Here is a 14,917-nt window from a genome sequence, read left to right as displayed (position 1 = left end):
CTCGCGTAAGCTGCCGGCATGACAAACGATGCCCTGATCCTTCGTGCCCTGTTCGACGCCGCGCTGGCTGCGGCGCTTCCTGACGGCAAATTCGACAATCGCCTGCCGCCTCGCCCGAAGGGCAGAACCATCGTTCTCGGGGCGGGAAAGGCGTCCGCGCGGATGGCGGCCGCTTTCGAGGAGGCGTGGGCAAAGGCGGGCGGAACCTGCGAAGGGCTGGTCGTCACGCGCTACGGCCATGCGGTGCCGACACGCTCCGTCGAGATCGTCGAGGCCGCGCACCCGGTCCCCGACGAGGCGGGCCTGAATGCCGCCCGGCGCATTCTCGCCATGGCCCGTGAGGCGGGCCCCGACGATCTCGTCGTATGCCTCATCTCGGGCGGTGCATCGGCGCTTCTCTCGCTGCCTGCCGAAGGCATTACCTTCGCGGACAAGCAGGCGCTGAACCGCGCCCTCCTCAAATCGGGCGCGCCCATCGGCGAGATGAACCTCGTGCGCAAGTCGCTTTCGGCCATCAAGGGAGGCCGGCTCGCCGCCGCCATCGCGCCCGCGCGCCTCGTCACCTATCTCATCTCCGACGTGCCGGGGGACGATCCTTCGAGCATCGGCTCCGGTCCGACGATCCCGGAAAGGGTCGATCCTCGGGCGGTCCTGTCCATTCTCGGCCAATACGGCATCGACGTGCCGGCTCACGTGGAGAAGGCCATCCAGGCCAACATTGTCGAGGACGCGGTCGAAGGGGGCGAGGTGCATATGCTCGCCACGCCCAAGATGGCGCTTGATGCGGCGGCCGGAAAAGCGCGCGAGTTCGGCCTCACGCCGCTGATCCTCGGCGACGCCATCGAGGGCGAGGCGCGCGAGGTCGGGCGTGCGATGGCGGGCATCGCGCGCTCCGCCAGGCATTACGGCGAGCCGGTCGGGGGACCATGCGTGCTGCTGTCGGGAGGTGAAACGACAGTGACCGTCCGCGGGGCGGGACGAGGCGGGCGCAACGCCGAGTTCCTACTCTCGCTCGCCCTCGCGCTGCGCGGCGAGTCCGGATTGTCGGCCATCGCGTGCGATACGGACGGCATCGACGGATCGGAGGACAACGCGGGCGCCTGGTTCGATCAGGCCATGTTCGTGGCCGCCCACGAGAAAGGCATCGATCTCGTTGCTCACCTTGCCGCCAACGATGCCTATTCCGCCTTCGCGCAGCTCGACAGGCTCGTCGTCACGGGTCCGACCTTCACGAACGTGAACGATTTTCGCGCCATTCTCATCTGCTAGAGATGTTTCTCTTGCATGGAAGCGGCTCATCGTCTCGCCGTGCCGCATTCTGTGACGGCAAACCGGATCCTCGTCCGCGTCCGATGCCCTAGAAAATTCCGGTTGCGCCCGTCACATTCTTTTCCGGGATCGTCAGGGTCACCGAGGTCCCGTGGCCTTTGTCGCTGGCAATGTGAAGGTTGCCGCCGTGAAGCATGAGAATGTGCCATGCCAGGCTGAGCCCGAGCCCGGTGCCGGGGAGCTTCCTGACGTTTCTCCCGCGGAAGAACGGCTGCATGAGGAAGGGAAGATCCAATTCCGAGATGCCGATTCCTTCGTCCCTCACCAGGACCTCGATGCCTTTCGTCGAGGGGCGCGCCGTAACGTCGATGGGTTTGTCCGGAGGTGAGTATTTCATCGCGTTGGACAAGACGATCACGAGCGCTTGCTCCAGCAGAACGGGGTCGCCGATGATCACTTCGGGAAGCTCCTGAATGTCGATGGCGAACGGCCTCTCCGGATCCAGGCTGCTCTGCTCCCGGCAGGCGCGCCTGATCAGAGCTTCCGGATTGAACTCGCTGGGGTTGAGAAGCATTCCGCCGGCACTGGCCCGTGTATAGGACATGATCATCTCGATCAGCTCATCGAGACGCAGGCTGGCGCGCCAGATCCTCTCGGCGCGGCTTCTGACGTCTGCCGGGCTCATGCGTTCCGCGCGCCGCAGAAGGCCTTGCGCCAGGGCGCTGATGGCCGAAAGAGGGGTTCTGAGCTGATGCGCCAGGAGAGCAACCCGGTCCAGCGATTGTACCGACGGCTTGGCGCTGGTCCGGGTAGGGTTCTGACGCGCAGTCTTCGCGGGCTTTTTGGGAGGCCTTGGGGCGGGGGACACGGGAGACTCACGAACGAGAATTACATAACGCGAATGTTAGATCGTTCGAATTAGGGCGGTTTGTTGGCGTGTCTATATACCGAGATCGACCCAAAATGGCTATCGAGCCTTAGGAGTTCAGGCGAATAATCGCATACTGAATGTATGTATAAAAATGTAATAGTTCAAACTATATTCTGTTATAACTACGTATTATTCCGAATTATTGGATGCATAATCATAATAGTAATCTTGTATAATTTAGTGAATTGCGCGGCGTCATTAACGGGGCGGCTGCGACGATCTGGTTTATGGCCCAGCTTGAAACCGAATATTCGGTTCCGCGTTGACCGGCAGGCGTTCAATAAGGAGAATGACCATGGATCATGATCGCAGCGAAGGCAGCATGAAGAACATCAAGGGTCGCGTGAAGGAAGGCCTGGGCAAGGCCATCGGCGATTCGAAGATGGAAACGGAAGGCAAGATGGATAAGGCCGAAGGCCGGGTCCAGAACACCATTGGCGGTATCAAGGACAGCCTGCGAAAGGGCTCTTGATCCTCTGACCAGTTTGCGAAGGGCCCGGCTCGCGCCGGGCCTTTTTCATGTCCGGGGATCGGCTTTAGCAATCACGAAAGTGATGCTCGCCTCGTCATGATGATGCTCTACCAGCGTGTCGCCGAGCTCCCGGACGAGATTGGGCACATCGATCCCCGCAAGAGGGTCCGTGCAGATGACGCGGAGCCTGTCGCCCGGATTCATGGCGAGCAACGCCTTGCGGGTGCGCAGCACCGGAAGCGGGCATTTCAAGCCGGATAAATCCAGGTCCGTCATCGAGATTCTCCCGCTGGCGCATCTGCCATCCGGACGGGCGCGGGCTCGCGCTCGACGAAAGACTGCGCAGCGTTCAGGTCTTCGGGTGTATTGATGTTAAAGAACGGATCGAATGGCTCCGTCGGCCAGGATACCGTCACGAATCCGTGCTTCTTGACCCAGTCTTCCACGCGGCGCACGCCCTCGGACGTGAGCGCATGACGCAGGTCGCAGCGCAGGGCGACCGGCCACACGCAGATCGTGTAGTGCTCATGATGTCCCGATGCTGCGCAGGCGAGAGGTCGTCGTGCCGCCTCACGTTCTGCATGGAGACGAGAGACCAGATCGGTGGGAATGGAGGGCGTGTCACCCGGAACGCTGATCACCCATTCGACCGAGGGGCAGTGAACGGCAGCCCATTCGAGCGCCGCCAGAACGCCCGCGAGAGGGCCGGGATGCCCAGGAATGGAATCGGGAACCACGGGCAGCCCGGTCCCGGAGAAGCGCGCAGGATCGCCGTTCGCGTTGAGGATGACGCCTTCACATTGGGGGGCAAGCCGCTGCTCCACGCAGGCGAGAAGGGTTCGCTCTCCGAGCTTCAGCAGAGGCTTGTCGCCTCCACCCATGCGTCGCGCCAGGCCGCCGGCAAGGATGACGCCCAGGGTCGCGGGATACGGCGTCATGCCCACCTTACTCGATCACGATGCGCGGCGCAGGGCGCGCGGCCTCGCCGCCCGAGAGCTCCGCCCAGACCTGTTGCGCCATGTCCTTGTAGATTTTGGCATGCGGCCCATCCGGATCCGCGACGACGACAGGGCGTCCCGCATCCGAAAGTTCGCGGATCGTCATGTTGAGCGGGACCTCGCCGAGGAACGGCACGCCCAGGCGCTCGGCCTCCGTGCGCGCGCCGCCATGGCCGAAGATGTGGGAACTCTGGCCGCAATGGGGGCAGACGAAGGTCGCCATGTTCTCGATGATGCCAAGGATGGGAATCTCCACGCGCTTGAACATGGATACGCCCCGGCGCGCATCGATGAGGGCGAGATCCTGCGGCGTGGACACGATCACGGCGCCCGCCAGCGGGGTCGCCTGCGCCATCGTGAGCTGTGCGTCCCCCGTTCCGGGAGGCATGTCCACCACGAGCACGTCGAGATCGCCCCAGGCGACCTCGCGCAGCATCTGCGTGATCGCCGACATGACCATCGGGCCGCGCCAGATCATGGCGGCCTCTTCCTCGACGAGGAAGCCGATGGACATCACCTTGAGACCGTAGGCCTCCATGGGCTCGAGGATGCGGTTCTCCAGCAGTCTCGGCTTGCCGTGAATGCCGAGGAGCTTGGGCATCGAGGGGCCATAGATGTCGGCATCGAGCACGCCGACCTTCAGGCCGAGCGCCTTCAGGCCCAGGGCGAGGTTGCATGCCGTCGTCGACTTGCCGACGCCACCCTTGCCGGACGCCACGGCGATCACGTGCTTCACACCCGGAATGCGCTGGTTCTTGGGCTGGGCCGCCGCCCGGGGATGTTGCGTCGCCGCGGGGGGCGGGGAGGGGCGGGCGCTCGAACCGGCGGGGCGGTCCGCGGTCAGGCTCGCGAACACTCCCTTTACCCCGGGCAGCCCCTGCACCGCCGCGGACGCGGCCTGGCGGACCCGTTCCATCGCCTGCGCCTCGGACGGATCGACAGCGATCGAGAACATCACCCGCCCGGCATCGTCGATATGAACGTCGGAGAGGCGCCCCGACGCGGCAAGGCTGGTTCCGGCGGCGTCGACCGGGACGGTCGAGAGCGCCTGCAACACATGTTCACGGGTAATGGCCACGACGGAGGCTCCTGGGCTTACGTCCAATAACGTCTTGAGCTTCATGTATAGGTTTGAGCCCCATCCGTTAAGGCGTTGTCTTGCTGTCATAGGGAATATCCGAACCAAAACCGACCCTGTCCGTTGTCCAGCCGACCCCTCGGGGGCTGCCCGGCCGACTGGAGAAATGTGCTTGCGCATCGCTGCCCCGAGACAATGCGATGAATCAGGAGTGGATGATGCACCAACATGGCCATAACGATCCGAACGCCAAAAAGCTCTATGAGCTGATTAAGGATGTGAGGATCGCCATGATGACCACCGTGGATACGGACGGAACGCTGCACAGCAGGCCCATGTACAGCCAGGAGGCCGATGAGCACGGCGATCTGTGGTTCTTCACGCAGATTCAATCGCCCAAGATGACGGAAGTGTCTCGCGACAATGAGGTCAACCTAGGCTTCAGCGATCCCAAAAGCCAGACCTATGTCTCCGTTTCCGGGAAAGCGGAGATCGTCCGAGACAAGGCCAAGATCGAGCAGAAATGGTCGGAGCCCATGAGGGCCTGGTTCCCGAAGGGGACCGACGATCCGCAGATCGCCCTGATCCGCGTGCATCCCTCGAAAGGCGAATACTGGGACAGCCCGTCCTCCACGATCGTGCACCTCTACGGTTATGCGAAAGCCGCTCTGACGGGGGAACCGCCCCATCCAGGCGACCAGGCGAAGGTGAATCTGAGCTGAGACCGGCATCCGGTCTTCAGCAGCAAAGGGCCGCTCGGCGGCCCTTTTTCGTGGCGCATCTCTGCTCCTTTATTTCATGTGGCAGCGTGAGTATAATCGGTTACAAGAAAACCAATGTACTTCGGAGCCAATCCGAAGGTCGAAAACAGTACAGGGGGCGCTCCCAGGGAGGGAAGGATGAAATCCATCTGGCTCGCCGCCGTCTCCACTGTAGCGTTCGCGTCATCCAGTTTTGCTCAGCCCGCCACACAGCCGCCGACCAGCAATCTCGAAAAACTTCAGACATTCCAGAGCACGGGCACCGTCGAGCCCAAGCAGATTCCGCAGGAAGGGCGTCGCGCAGACGCCATTCGCAAGAACCTTGAAAAGATCAAACTCCCGGCCGGCTTCAAGATCGATCTTTATGCGGTCGTGCCCGATGCCCGGCACATGGCCGTCGGGCCCAATGCGGGTGTTCTCTTCGTGGGAACGCGCAAGAACAATGTCTATGTGGTCACGGACCGCGACAAGGACCGCGTCGCCGACGAGGTGAAGCAGTTCGCGCCGTCAGTCGAGTTCAAGATTCCCAACGGGGTCTGCTTCTCACGCGACGGCATGCTCTACGTCGTCGAGCAAAATCGCGTGCTGCAGTTCCCCGCCGCCGAGTTCTTCTATGAGGGCCCGGATGTCGCGGCCGGAATCGTCGTCAAGCAGGGCGAACTGATTCCGCCGTCGGAGGAGAGCTTCAACCACACGGCCCGCGTCTGCCGGGTCGGTCCGGACAACAAGCTCTACATCGCTCTCGGACAGCCGTTCAACGTGCCGCCGAAGGATAAGCTGGAGCTTTATCGGAAGGACGGCATCGGCGGCATCATCCGCATGGATCAGGACGGCAAGAACCGCGAGGTCTATGCCACCGGCATTCGCAACTCGGTCGGCATGGATTTCAATCCGGCGGACAAGACCCTTTGGTTCACCGACAACCAGGTCGACGGCATGGGCGACGACCAGCCTCCCGGCGAGCTCAACCGGATCGTCCAGATGGGCCAGAATTTCGGCTTCCCCTATTACGGAGGCGGTCTGGTGCGCACGGTCGAGTACAAGAGCGATCAGGTTCCATCCGGCACCATCCCGCCCCAGGTCGAGATGACGCCCCATGCCGCGGATCTCGGGATGATGTTCTACACTGGCAAGATGTTCCCCCAGACCTATCGGGGCGGCATCTTCTCGGCGCAGCACGGGTCCTGGAACCGCACTCAGCCGGTGGGTGCGAGGGTGATGTTCACACCCCTCAAGCCCGATGGGACGGCGGACAAGCCGCAGGTCTTCGCTGAAGGGTGGCTCAACGAGAACGGCGAGTATCTCGGCCGTCCGGTCGATGTGGCGATGCTGGCGGACGGCTCGCTCCTGGTTTCGGACGATACGGCCGGCGCGATCTACCGCATCTCCTACGAGAGCCAGTAAGGGCTGCCCCTGCAGGCGCGCCGCAGGGCGCGCCTGGTCTCCTGAAAGGCATATTCATGCGTAAAATCGATGTACCGGCGCTGCTCGGGGCTCTGCTGACCTGCCTCGGGCCGGTCTCGGCAGCGGCGGCCGATGCGAAGGCCGGTCGCCAGAAGATCACGACATGCCAGGCCTGCCATGGCCTGGATGGCCTCTCGAAGAACCCGGAAGCGCCGAACCTGGCGGGCCAGATCGAGGGCTACCTCGTCAAGGCGTTATCGGAATACAGGTCCGGCGCGCGCAAGAACGAAACCATGAACATTGTGGCGAAAGATCTCTCCGACCAGGATATGGCCGACATTGCGGCCTATTACTCGTCGATCCAGGTCGACGTGCTGCCGCCATAAGGCATGGGTATTGAAGACAGGTGCTCTTTCATCGGTGAGAAGCCTTCGCTATTGTCCTGCCTCCCGAAATGGCTAGGAGCAAGCGATGGTGGACATCGCAACCAGGGTCTACAACCATACCTGGAAGATCGACCCGATCGTTCGGTCGGTGCTGGACACGGATTTTTACAAGCTCCTGATGGCTCAGACGATCTTTCGCCGCCATCGGGATGTCCAGGTCACCTTCGGCATCCGTAACCGCACCACCCGGATCCGCTTGGCCGATATCGTCGATGCGGGCGAATTGCGCGAGCAGCTCGACCATGTGCGCAGCCTGTCCCTGACCCGCGGCGAATCCACCTGGCTTCGCGGCAACACGTTCTACGGCAAGCGGCAGATGTTCTCTCCGGAGTTCATGGATTGGCTCGAAACCTTCCGCTTCCCGGAATATCTCCTGGAAAAGGAGGACGGTCAGTACGTGCTGACCTTCCATGGACCCTGGATCGAGACCACCATGTGGGAGATCCCGGCGCTCGCCATCCTCAACGAACTGCGCTCGCGTGGAGTCTTGAGAGGCATGGGCAAGTTCGAGCTGCAGGTGCTCTATGCCCGCGCCATGACGCGGGTTTGGGAGAAGATCGAGCGCCTGAGGCGTTTGCCGGATCTCTCGATTTCGGATTTCGGCACCCGCCGCCGCCACGGTTTCCTCTGGCAGGACTGGTGCGTGCAGGCCATGATCGAGGGATTGGGGCCGGCTTTCCTGGGCACGTCCAACTGCCTGATCGCCATGCGCCGCGAGGTGGAAGCCGTTGGCACCAATGCCCATGAGCTTCCCATGGTCTACGCAGCGCTGACGAACAGCGACGAGGAACTGGCGAAGTCGCCCTATCGCGTGCTCGCGGACTGGCAGGAGGATTACGAGGGCAACCTGCGCGTCATCCTGCCCGATACATACGGCACGACGAATTTTCTGCAGAACGCTCCCGACTGGGTGTCGTCCTGGACCGGCATCCGCATCGACTCCAAGGATCCCATCGAGGGCGGCGAGGAAGCCATCGCATGGTGGCGCCAGCGGGGACAGAACCCGCGCGACAAGCTCGCCATCTTCTCCGATGGCCTCGATGTCGACGTGATCGAACGCATTCATCGGCATTTCTGCGGACGCATGCGCATCGGCTACGGCTGGGGGACGCTGCTCACGAACGATTTCCGCGGGCTCGCTCCCGAGGGCGGGCTCGATCCCATTTCCATCGTCTGCAAGGTGATTTCCGCCGACGGCCGTCCGACCGTGAAGCTCTCGGACAATCCGACGAAGGCTCTGGGGCCCGAGGACGAGATCGAGCGTTACAAGCGTGTGTTCCACGTGGGTACGCAGATGGCGCAACCGGTTGTGGTGTGACGGACATGAAGGTCGATCTGAACAGCGATATGGGTGAAAGCTTTGGCGCATGGACCATGGGCGACGACGAGGCGATGCTCGACATCGTATCGTCGGCGAATATCGCCTGCGGCTTCCATGCGGGCGATCCGGCCACCATGTTCCGCACGGCTGAGATCGCCAAGCGAAAGGGCGTGGCGATCGGTGCGCATCCGGGCTTCAACGATCTCCATGGTTTCGGCAGGCGCGTGATCCGCGGCGATTCTCCCGCCGAGATCGAACGCATGATCGCCTATCAGATCGGCGCTATGCAGGCCGTGGCCGCGCTGGCGGACCACAAGGTCACCTATGTGAAGGTTCACGGCGCGCTCAACAACATGGCGAACGAAGACGAGAGCCTGGCTCTTGCGATCGCCCGCGCCATCAAGGGAGTCGATGCGAGCCTCGTCAACGTGTGCATGCCGGGCCTTCTGATGGAGAAGGCGTCGGAATCCGTGGGCATACCGGTGGTGCGGGAGTTCTTTGCGGATCGCACCTATGAGGACGACGGCTCGCTGACCAGCCGCAAGAAGCCAGGGTCCGTTCTGCACGACGCGGATGCAGCGGCCGAGCGCGTGCTGCGCGCCCTGCAGGACAGGGCGGTCGTCTCCACATCGGGCAAGCGCATTCCCATCCAGATCGATACGATCTGTGTCCATGGCGATGAGCCGAGCGCGGTCGTGATGGCGCGCACGATCCGGGCCAAGCTCGAGGCCAACGGCATCGCCATCGCACCGTTCTCCGGAGCATGAGGCGTGTCGTTCAAGGATCATTTCTCGGCGAAATCGGGTGATTACGCGGCCTACCGTCCGACCTATCCCCGCACTCTCGTCGATTATCTCGCCGATTTATGCCCGCGGACGGATCTTGCGCTCGATGTGGGCTGCGGCACCGGGCAGCTCTCCGTGCTGCTTGCGGATCGGTTCAACCGCGTGATCGCGACCGATGCGAGCGCGCAGCAGATCGGGAAGGCGCAAGCCCACGAGCGCGTGGAGTATCGCGTCGCCCCGGCGGAGCAGATCGGGCTTGCCGCCGCCTCGGTGGACCTGATCACGGCGGCGCAGGCGGCGCACTGGTTCGATCTCGACGCCTTTTATGCCGATGTGCGCCGGGTCGGAAAACCTGGTGCGGTGCTGGCGCTTGTCACTTACGGCGTGATCGAGGCCGAACCCGACATCGATCCGCTCATTCGGCGCTTCTACAAGGACGTGGTGGGGCCTTACTGGCCGCCGGAGCGCCGCCATGTGGAGGAAGGCTATCGTTCTTTTGCATTTCCCTTCGAGGAATGGACCGCGCCGCCGCTGGCCATCGAGGTGCAATGGCAGGCCTCGGACCTGATCGGCTATATCGATACGTGGTCGGCAGTCCGCGGGCTCGAGAAGGCGCAGGGGCGAGAGCCTGTGGAGGCGTTCCAGCGTGAGCTGCAGACGGCGTGGGGCGAGCCGCAGCGCCGACGTCTCATTCGCTTTCCCCTATCGCTGCGCGTGGGACGCCTGTGATCGGTCGGTCTCGAAGGCAATCGCCAGAAAAGATTTGAGAGCAGCGAGCGTCTCTTCCGGAGCCTCTTCGGCGAGATAGTGGCCGCAATCGATTCCGTGGCCTTCGACGTGATCGGCCCATTCGCGCCAGACCGCCAGCACATCGTACCAGCGCTCCAGGCCGTTTCGGAGGCCCCAGAGCGCCTGGACAGGGCAGGCGATACGCCGTCCAGCCTGCTTGTCGGCTTCATCGAGCCGCATGTCGATGCTGGCGCCGGCCCTGTAATCCTCGCACATGGCGTGGATCGTCTCAGGGTCCGAGAAGCACCGCCTGTACTCGGCCAAAGCCTCCGCGGCGAACATCGCGCGGCCGCGCCGCAGATAGAACGTGTCGGGATCGGCACAAATCAGCGTCTCGGGAAGAGGGTGCGGCTGCGCCAGAAAGAACCAGTGCCAGTAGCCCAGGGCGAAGGCCATATCCGTGCGCTGGAAATGCTCATAGGTCGGCAGGATGTCGAGAACGGACAGGGCGATGATCCGGTCCGGATGGTCGAGCGCCATGCGATAGGCGCAGCGCCCGCCGCGATCATGGCCGACCACCGCGAAGCGCTCGAAGCCGAGGGCTTGCATGACCTCGACCAAGTCGCGCGCCATGGCGCGCTTCGAGTACGGTTCGTGATCGGCGCTCGTCGCAGGCTTGGAGCTGTCGCCATAGCCGCGCAGGTCCGCGCAGACCACGGTGTATTCCTCCGCGAGCTGCGGGGCGATCCGATGCCACATCACATGGGTTTGCGGATGCCCGTGCAGCAGCAGAATTGGCGGGCCGTTCCCTCCATGACGGAGGTTGATGACAGCTTCGGACGTCTCGATCCGGCGATGGGTAAAGGTCTCAAACATGGACCGAGTGTCCAACACTCCCGCAGGCCTTTCCAGCCCTACCAAAGCAGGCGAGGACCGTTCGTCAGCAGGTACGCCCGTCTCGCCCGCTTGCGCGTCCGCTCACCAGGAGCGGCGTTGGCCGTTGTCGATGTGAATAATGCCGTTTCGATACATCTTCAGCCCTCCGACCTCCGGTCTTGATCGCAGGTAAGCCATGACGCCGCGGCTGCGCGCCTTCACCCTGAAATCGAGCGCGCGACAGGACAGGTGCAGGGAATGACTCGCGCCCCCAGCGCGCCGGTTCCGGCTCGCGCTTCGGTGCGTGGACTCAACGCTGACGGCGCCGAAATTGCCCGCGACATCCGCGACCACGGCCAGCAGATTGCCAGGCAGGCAACCGGTCGGCGTCGTGTCGCGGAGCTTGATGGCGCCCTGGGAGACCAAGGAGGAGAAGCCTGAAGGGACGCGCGTCCCGAGCGAGCCGGGATCAGGCAGGGAACTGGTCGCGTCTGGGTCGACAAGGCGATCGGTGGAGGGGAGGCTCGTGTATTCGATCGAGGGAATGGTCCTGTGATGGGCCTTCAACTTTCGCGCGACTTTGTTGACGGCGGATGAGGCGGGTTGCGGTGAGGGAGCAGTCTCTGGGAGAGGGATCGGAATCACGATGCCGTTCGGTTCGGGATGAGGGCTTTGCGCATTCGACGGATTTGGCAGAAGGATTGCCAGGCAGGCGCTCGCGACGACCGTGATCGAAGATGCGCGACGAATTTTCACATCGGTGCTCATCGGGTCTCCCCGTTCTGAGCCCCCACAAGGGAACGCGGGTGGGCAGGCCTCCCGCAGCAGGAATGTTTATTGGCCAGTCGACTGGCGGACGCGTTACCGCTTAGGAGCAGGTACCTAAGCAGTATGCCGGCTGCGACAAGAGCATTCCCGGGAAAACATTCTGATCAAAAGGATTATTGACCGCATAAAGCCTTATTTCAGAAGCATTTTATCCTCTCATGATTCTGGTATTTGAAACATTGTACAAGATGAATATTCGCCTCTTGCGAGCATTGTGGGCGATACACATATCATGTTGCGAGCCGTAACATCGGCGATTGGAGACATGAATGCCTGCTGTCCGTAGCGACATTTTCGAAGCCATCAAAGCTGCCGGTCCGAGCCGGGAGGATTCGCTTGCCCGCATCACGCTCCTGGCAAAGCTGATGGACAGCGCCTTCCTCATTCCCGGTCTCAACCGCCGGGTCGGCTTTGACGCGCTCCTGGGGCTCGTGCCGGGAATCGGCGATGCCATTTCGGCGGCTCTGGCGAGCTACATCATCTGGGAAGCGCGCCAGCTCGGCCTGCCGCGCTGGAAGATCGCCCGCATGGTCGGCAATGTGGCGGTCGATACCGCACTCGGCGCCATCCCGCTGGCCGGCGACGTGTTCGACGTGTTCTTCAAGGCCAATGAGCGCAACCTCAGGATCATCCACGAGCACCTTGGTACGCCCAAGCGCGGGCCTAAAGTGATCGACGGCACGGCGGTGCGGGTCAACGAGCGATCATGATACGAAAAGCGCGGCCCTGAGGCCGCGCTTTTGTTTTACCGGTGGCTCGAGATGAACTGCTTGAAGCGTTCGGATTTCGGGGCGGCGAATACCTCCGCCGGAGGCCCTTCCTCTTCCACCACGCCCTTGTGCAGGAACACCACCCGGTTCGACACGTCGCGGGCGAAGCCCATCTCGTGCGTCACGACCAGCATGGTGCGGCCCTCTTCGGCAAGCGAGCGCATCACGCGCAGAACCTCGCCGACGAGTTCGGGATCGAGCGCGGATGTCGGCTCGTCGAAGAGCATCACGTCCGGGCGCATGGCGAGCGCGCGCGCAATGGCCGCGCGCTGCTGCTGGCCGCCCGAGAGGTGAGACGGATACTGGTTGCGCTTGTCGGCGATTCCGACCTTCGCCAGCAGCTCCTCGGCCTCGGCGATGCACTCCGCTTTCGGGCGCTTCTGCACATGGACCGGCGCCTCGATCACGTTCTCGAGAATCGTCATGTGGGACCAGAGATTGAAGCTCTGGAACACCATCGCGACCCTTGAGCGGATGCGATCCACCTGCCGCTGATCGACGGGCATCATGCCTTTGCGCCCGGACTTGAGCTTGATCGTCTCGCCGCCGATGGTGACGTCGCCGCCATCGGGCACTTCGAGCATGTTGATGCAGCGAAGCATCGTCGACTTGCCAGAGCCGGAGGCACCGAGGATCGAGATCACGTCGCCCTCATTGGCCTTGAGGGACACGCCTTTGAGCACCTCAAGCGATCCGAAGCTCTTGCGCAGGTTGCTGATCGAAACGGCAGGGGTGGACTGGGACGATACGGGCTGGGGCGACAAGGATGCGACTCCGTTAGACATGGGCGGCCTCCAGGCGCGGCTCCACGGCCGGCGGGCGGCGCAGGTGCGGCGAGAGCCACCATTCGATAGCCATGATGATGCGGGTGATGACGAAGTTCAGAACGAGGTAGATCAAGCCGGCTACGACGAACACCTCTACGGCCCGGAATGTCTGCGAAATCATCTTGGCCGCGAGGCCCGTGACTTCCATCATGGTGATGACGGAGGCGAGGGACGTCGCCTTCACCATCAGGATGATCTCGCTGCCATAGGCAGGAAGAGCCTGCCGCACGGCGATCGGGAAGACGATGCGGCGGAAGAGGAGGAAGCCCGACATGCCGCAGGCGCGCGCGGCCTCGACCTGGTTGTGGGGCACGGACTGAAGACCGCCGCGGATGATCTCGCTGCCATAGGCGGCCGTGTTCAGGGTCAGCGCGAGCACCGCGCACCAATAGGGCTCGCGGAAGAAGCCCCAGAGTCCGAGTTCCTGCAGCGTCGGACGGAACTGCCCGAGGCCGTAGTAGATCAGGAAGATCTGCACGAGCAGGGGCGTGCCGCGGAAGACGAACACGTAAGCCTGCGCCGGCCAGTCGAGCGCCTTGACGTTCGACATGCGCATGAGCGCGAGCAGCATGGCGAGCACTGCGCCGAACGCAATCGACGTGAAGGCGAGATTGAGCGTGAGCGGCACGCCGGTGATGAGGCGCAGGAAGGCTTCCTGCATGAAGGCGAAGTCCATCAGGAAGCCCTCCGCATGCCGCGCATCGAGTGGGTCTCGGCACGCTGGAAGAGATAGGTCGAGACCCACGTGATCACGAGATAAAGGATCGCCGCCGTGATGTAGAAATCGAACGGGCGGCGGGTCGAGCCCGCGGCGACCTGGGACTGGCGCAGAAGCTCGACGAGGCCGGTGACGGAGATCAGCGCGGATTCCTTGAGCACCAGCTGCCACGTGTTGCCGAGGCCGGGGATCGCATAGCGCAGGACCTGCGGCGCGATGATCCGGCGGAACATGAGCCAGCGATGCATGCCGACCGAGCGCGCGGCTTCCAGTTCGCCGCGGCTGACGACTTGATAGGCGCCGCGGAACACTTCGGCCTGGTAGGCTCCGGACACGATGCCGATCGCCAGGGCGCCCGTGACGAAGGCCGGCACGCCGATGAAGCCCTCGGCGCCGAACAGGCTGCCGATGGCGCCCAGGGCCGCGCTACCGCCGAAATAGAAGAGATAAATGACGAGAAGATCCGGGATGCCGCGCAGAACGGTGGTGTATCCGTCCGCCAGCCACCGGACCGGCGCATGGCCGCCGATCTTCCCCCAGGCCACGAAGGTTCCGACGACTGATCCCGCGAGGAACCCGCAGGTTGCGACGGCGATCGTCATGCCTGTCGCCATCAGAAGAGCCCATCCCCATCCGTTGGGGCCGAACCCGACGAGTTCGAAATAGCTCAGGTGCTGCACGCTTTGACTTTCCTGCCTGTGCCC

General features: G+C 63.0%; 18 protein-coding genes. 9 read left to right on the top strand and 9 right to left on the bottom strand.

Translation table 11 applies throughout. The features are described 5' to 3' along the window. The first annotated feature begins 18 nt into the window (after positions 1–18). Positions 19–1,269 (top strand): glycerate kinase type-2 family protein, encoded by a 1,251-nt coding sequence (locus ACS5Q0_RS15235; protein WP_473127496.1) that lies wholly within the window; start codon positions 19–21, stop codon positions 1,267–1,269. A gap of 88 nt (positions 1,270–1,357) precedes the next feature. Here ACS5Q0_RS15235 and ACS5Q0_RS15230 read toward each other — a convergent pair whose 3' ends face one another. Beyond that, positions 1,358–2,137, bottom strand: coding sequence for a sensor histidine kinase (locus ACS5Q0_RS15230; RefSeq protein WP_473127495.1), 780 nt, complete (start codon positions 2,135–2,137; stop codon positions 1,358–1,360). Between the two features lie 358 nt (positions 2,138–2,495). Between ACS5Q0_RS15230 and ACS5Q0_RS15225 the strand changes: the two genes are divergently transcribed. Continuing rightward, complete coding sequence (locus tag ACS5Q0_RS15225) at positions 2,496–2,672, top strand: CsbD family protein (protein ID WP_473127494.1); 177 nt, start codon at positions 2,496–2,498, stop codon at positions 2,670–2,672. 45 nt (positions 2,673–2,717) lie between these two features. Here the strand turns inward: ACS5Q0_RS15225 and ACS5Q0_RS15220 are convergent, their stop codons facing one another. The 3 genes from ACS5Q0_RS15220 to ACS5Q0_RS15210 are packed head-to-tail and all read right to left on the bottom strand — an operon-like array spanning position 2,718 to position 4,748. Then, positions 2,718–2,954 carry a sulfurtransferase TusA family protein gene (locus tag ACS5Q0_RS15220; protein WP_473127542.1) on the bottom strand — a complete coding sequence of 79 codons (237 nt, stop codon included), beginning with the start codon at positions 2,952–2,954 and terminating at the stop codon, positions 2,718–2,720. Next, a complete protein-coding gene (gene mobA / locus ACS5Q0_RS15215; RefSeq protein WP_473127493.1) occupies positions 2,945–3,610 on the bottom strand; it encodes a molybdenum cofactor guanylyltransferase MobA in 666 nt (221 codons plus the stop codon). The genes ACS5Q0_RS15220 and mobA overlap by 10 nt, the downstream gene beginning before the upstream one ends. A 7-nt stretch (positions 3,611–3,617) precedes the next feature. Beyond that, the gene (locus ACS5Q0_RS15210; protein ID WP_473127492.1) at positions 3,618–4,748 is read right to left on the bottom strand and encodes an Mrp/NBP35 family ATP-binding protein; all 1,131 of its coding nucleotides are present in this window, start codon (positions 4,746–4,748) and stop codon (positions 3,618–3,620) included. Positions 4,749–4,966: 218 nt separating this feature from the next. Between ACS5Q0_RS15210 and ACS5Q0_RS15205 the strand changes: the two genes are divergently transcribed. The 6 genes from ACS5Q0_RS15205 (at position 4,967) to ACS5Q0_RS15180 (ending at position 10,194) form a co-directional block, all read left to right on the top strand. Further along, the gene (locus tag ACS5Q0_RS15205) at positions 4,967–5,470 is read left to right on the top strand and encodes a pyridoxamine 5'-phosphate oxidase family protein (RefSeq protein ID WP_473127541.1); all 504 of its coding nucleotides are present in this window, start codon (positions 4,967–4,969) and stop codon (positions 5,468–5,470) included. Between the two features lie 177 nt (positions 5,471–5,647). Next, positions 5,648–6,913, top strand: a complete 1,266-nt coding sequence (locus ACS5Q0_RS15200; protein WP_473127491.1) for a PQQ-dependent sugar dehydrogenase — start codon at positions 5,648–5,650, stop codon at positions 6,911–6,913. Between the two features lie 56 nt (positions 6,914–6,969). Continuing rightward, complete coding sequence (locus ACS5Q0_RS15195) at positions 6,970–7,299, top strand: c-type cytochrome (protein ID WP_473127490.1); 330 nt, start codon at positions 6,970–6,972, stop codon at positions 7,297–7,299. Between the two features lie 85 nt (positions 7,300–7,384). Further along, positions 7,385–8,677, top strand: a complete 1,293-nt coding sequence (gene pncB / locus ACS5Q0_RS15190; RefSeq protein WP_473127489.1) for a nicotinate phosphoribosyltransferase — start codon at positions 7,385–7,387, stop codon at positions 8,675–8,677. Between the two features lie 5 nt (positions 8,678–8,682). After that, complete coding sequence (locus ACS5Q0_RS15185; RefSeq protein WP_473127488.1) at positions 8,683–9,447, top strand: LamB/YcsF family protein; 765 nt, start codon at positions 8,683–8,685, stop codon at positions 9,445–9,447. A 3-nt stretch (positions 9,448–9,450) separates the two neighbouring features. Next, positions 9,451–10,194 carry a class I SAM-dependent methyltransferase gene (locus ACS5Q0_RS15180; protein ID WP_473127487.1) on the top strand — a complete coding sequence of 248 codons (744 nt, stop codon included), beginning with the start codon at positions 9,451–9,453 and terminating at the stop codon, positions 10,192–10,194. Here the strand turns inward: ACS5Q0_RS15180 and ACS5Q0_RS15175 are convergent. Then, positions 10,168–11,070, bottom strand: coding sequence for an alpha/beta fold hydrolase (locus tag ACS5Q0_RS15175; protein WP_473127486.1), 903 nt, complete (start codon positions 11,068–11,070; stop codon positions 10,168–10,170). The genes ACS5Q0_RS15180 and ACS5Q0_RS15175 overlap by 27 nt on opposite strands. A 102-nt stretch (positions 11,071–11,172) precedes the next feature. Beyond that, positions 11,173–11,838: a YcbK family protein gene (locus ACS5Q0_RS15170; RefSeq protein ID WP_473127485.1), complete on the bottom strand. Its 666-nt coding sequence runs from the start codon at positions 11,836–11,838 to the stop codon at positions 11,173–11,175. 329 nt (positions 11,839–12,167) lie between these two features. Between ACS5Q0_RS15170 and ACS5Q0_RS15165 the strand changes: the two genes are divergently transcribed. Then, positions 12,168–12,608: a DUF4112 domain-containing protein gene (locus ACS5Q0_RS15165; RefSeq protein WP_473127484.1), complete on the top strand. Its 441-nt coding sequence runs from the start codon at positions 12,168–12,170 to the stop codon at positions 12,606–12,608. A 35-nt stretch (positions 12,609–12,643) separates the two neighbouring features. Here the strand turns inward: ACS5Q0_RS15165 and ACS5Q0_RS15160 are convergent, their stop codons facing one another. Genes ACS5Q0_RS15160 through ACS5Q0_RS15150 form a run of 3 tightly spaced genes read right to left on the bottom strand, consistent with a single transcriptional unit; the run spans position 12,644 to position 14,827 of the window. Beyond that, on the bottom strand, positions 12,644–13,453 hold the full coding sequence (locus tag ACS5Q0_RS15160; RefSeq protein ID WP_473127483.1) for an ABC transporter ATP-binding protein: 810 nt from the start codon (positions 13,451–13,453) through the stop codon (positions 12,644–12,646). Further along, a complete protein-coding gene (locus ACS5Q0_RS15155; RefSeq protein WP_473127482.1) occupies positions 13,446–14,171 on the bottom strand; it encodes an ABC transporter permease in 726 nt (241 codons plus the stop codon). The genes ACS5Q0_RS15160 and ACS5Q0_RS15155 overlap by 8 nt, the downstream gene beginning before the upstream one ends. Beyond that, entirely contained in the window at positions 14,171–14,827 is a 657-nt protein-coding gene (locus ACS5Q0_RS15150) for an ABC transporter permease (protein ID WP_473127540.1), read from the bottom strand. Before ACS5Q0_RS15150 ends, ACS5Q0_RS15155 begins: the two co-directional genes overlap by 1 nt. Positions 14,828–14,917 lie beyond the last annotated feature (90 nt).

The organism is Microvirga sp. HS2, from assembly GCF_055792805.1.
Note: the sequence above shows the minus strand (reverse complement) of the source record. Positions and strands in the feature narration are given on the sequence as shown.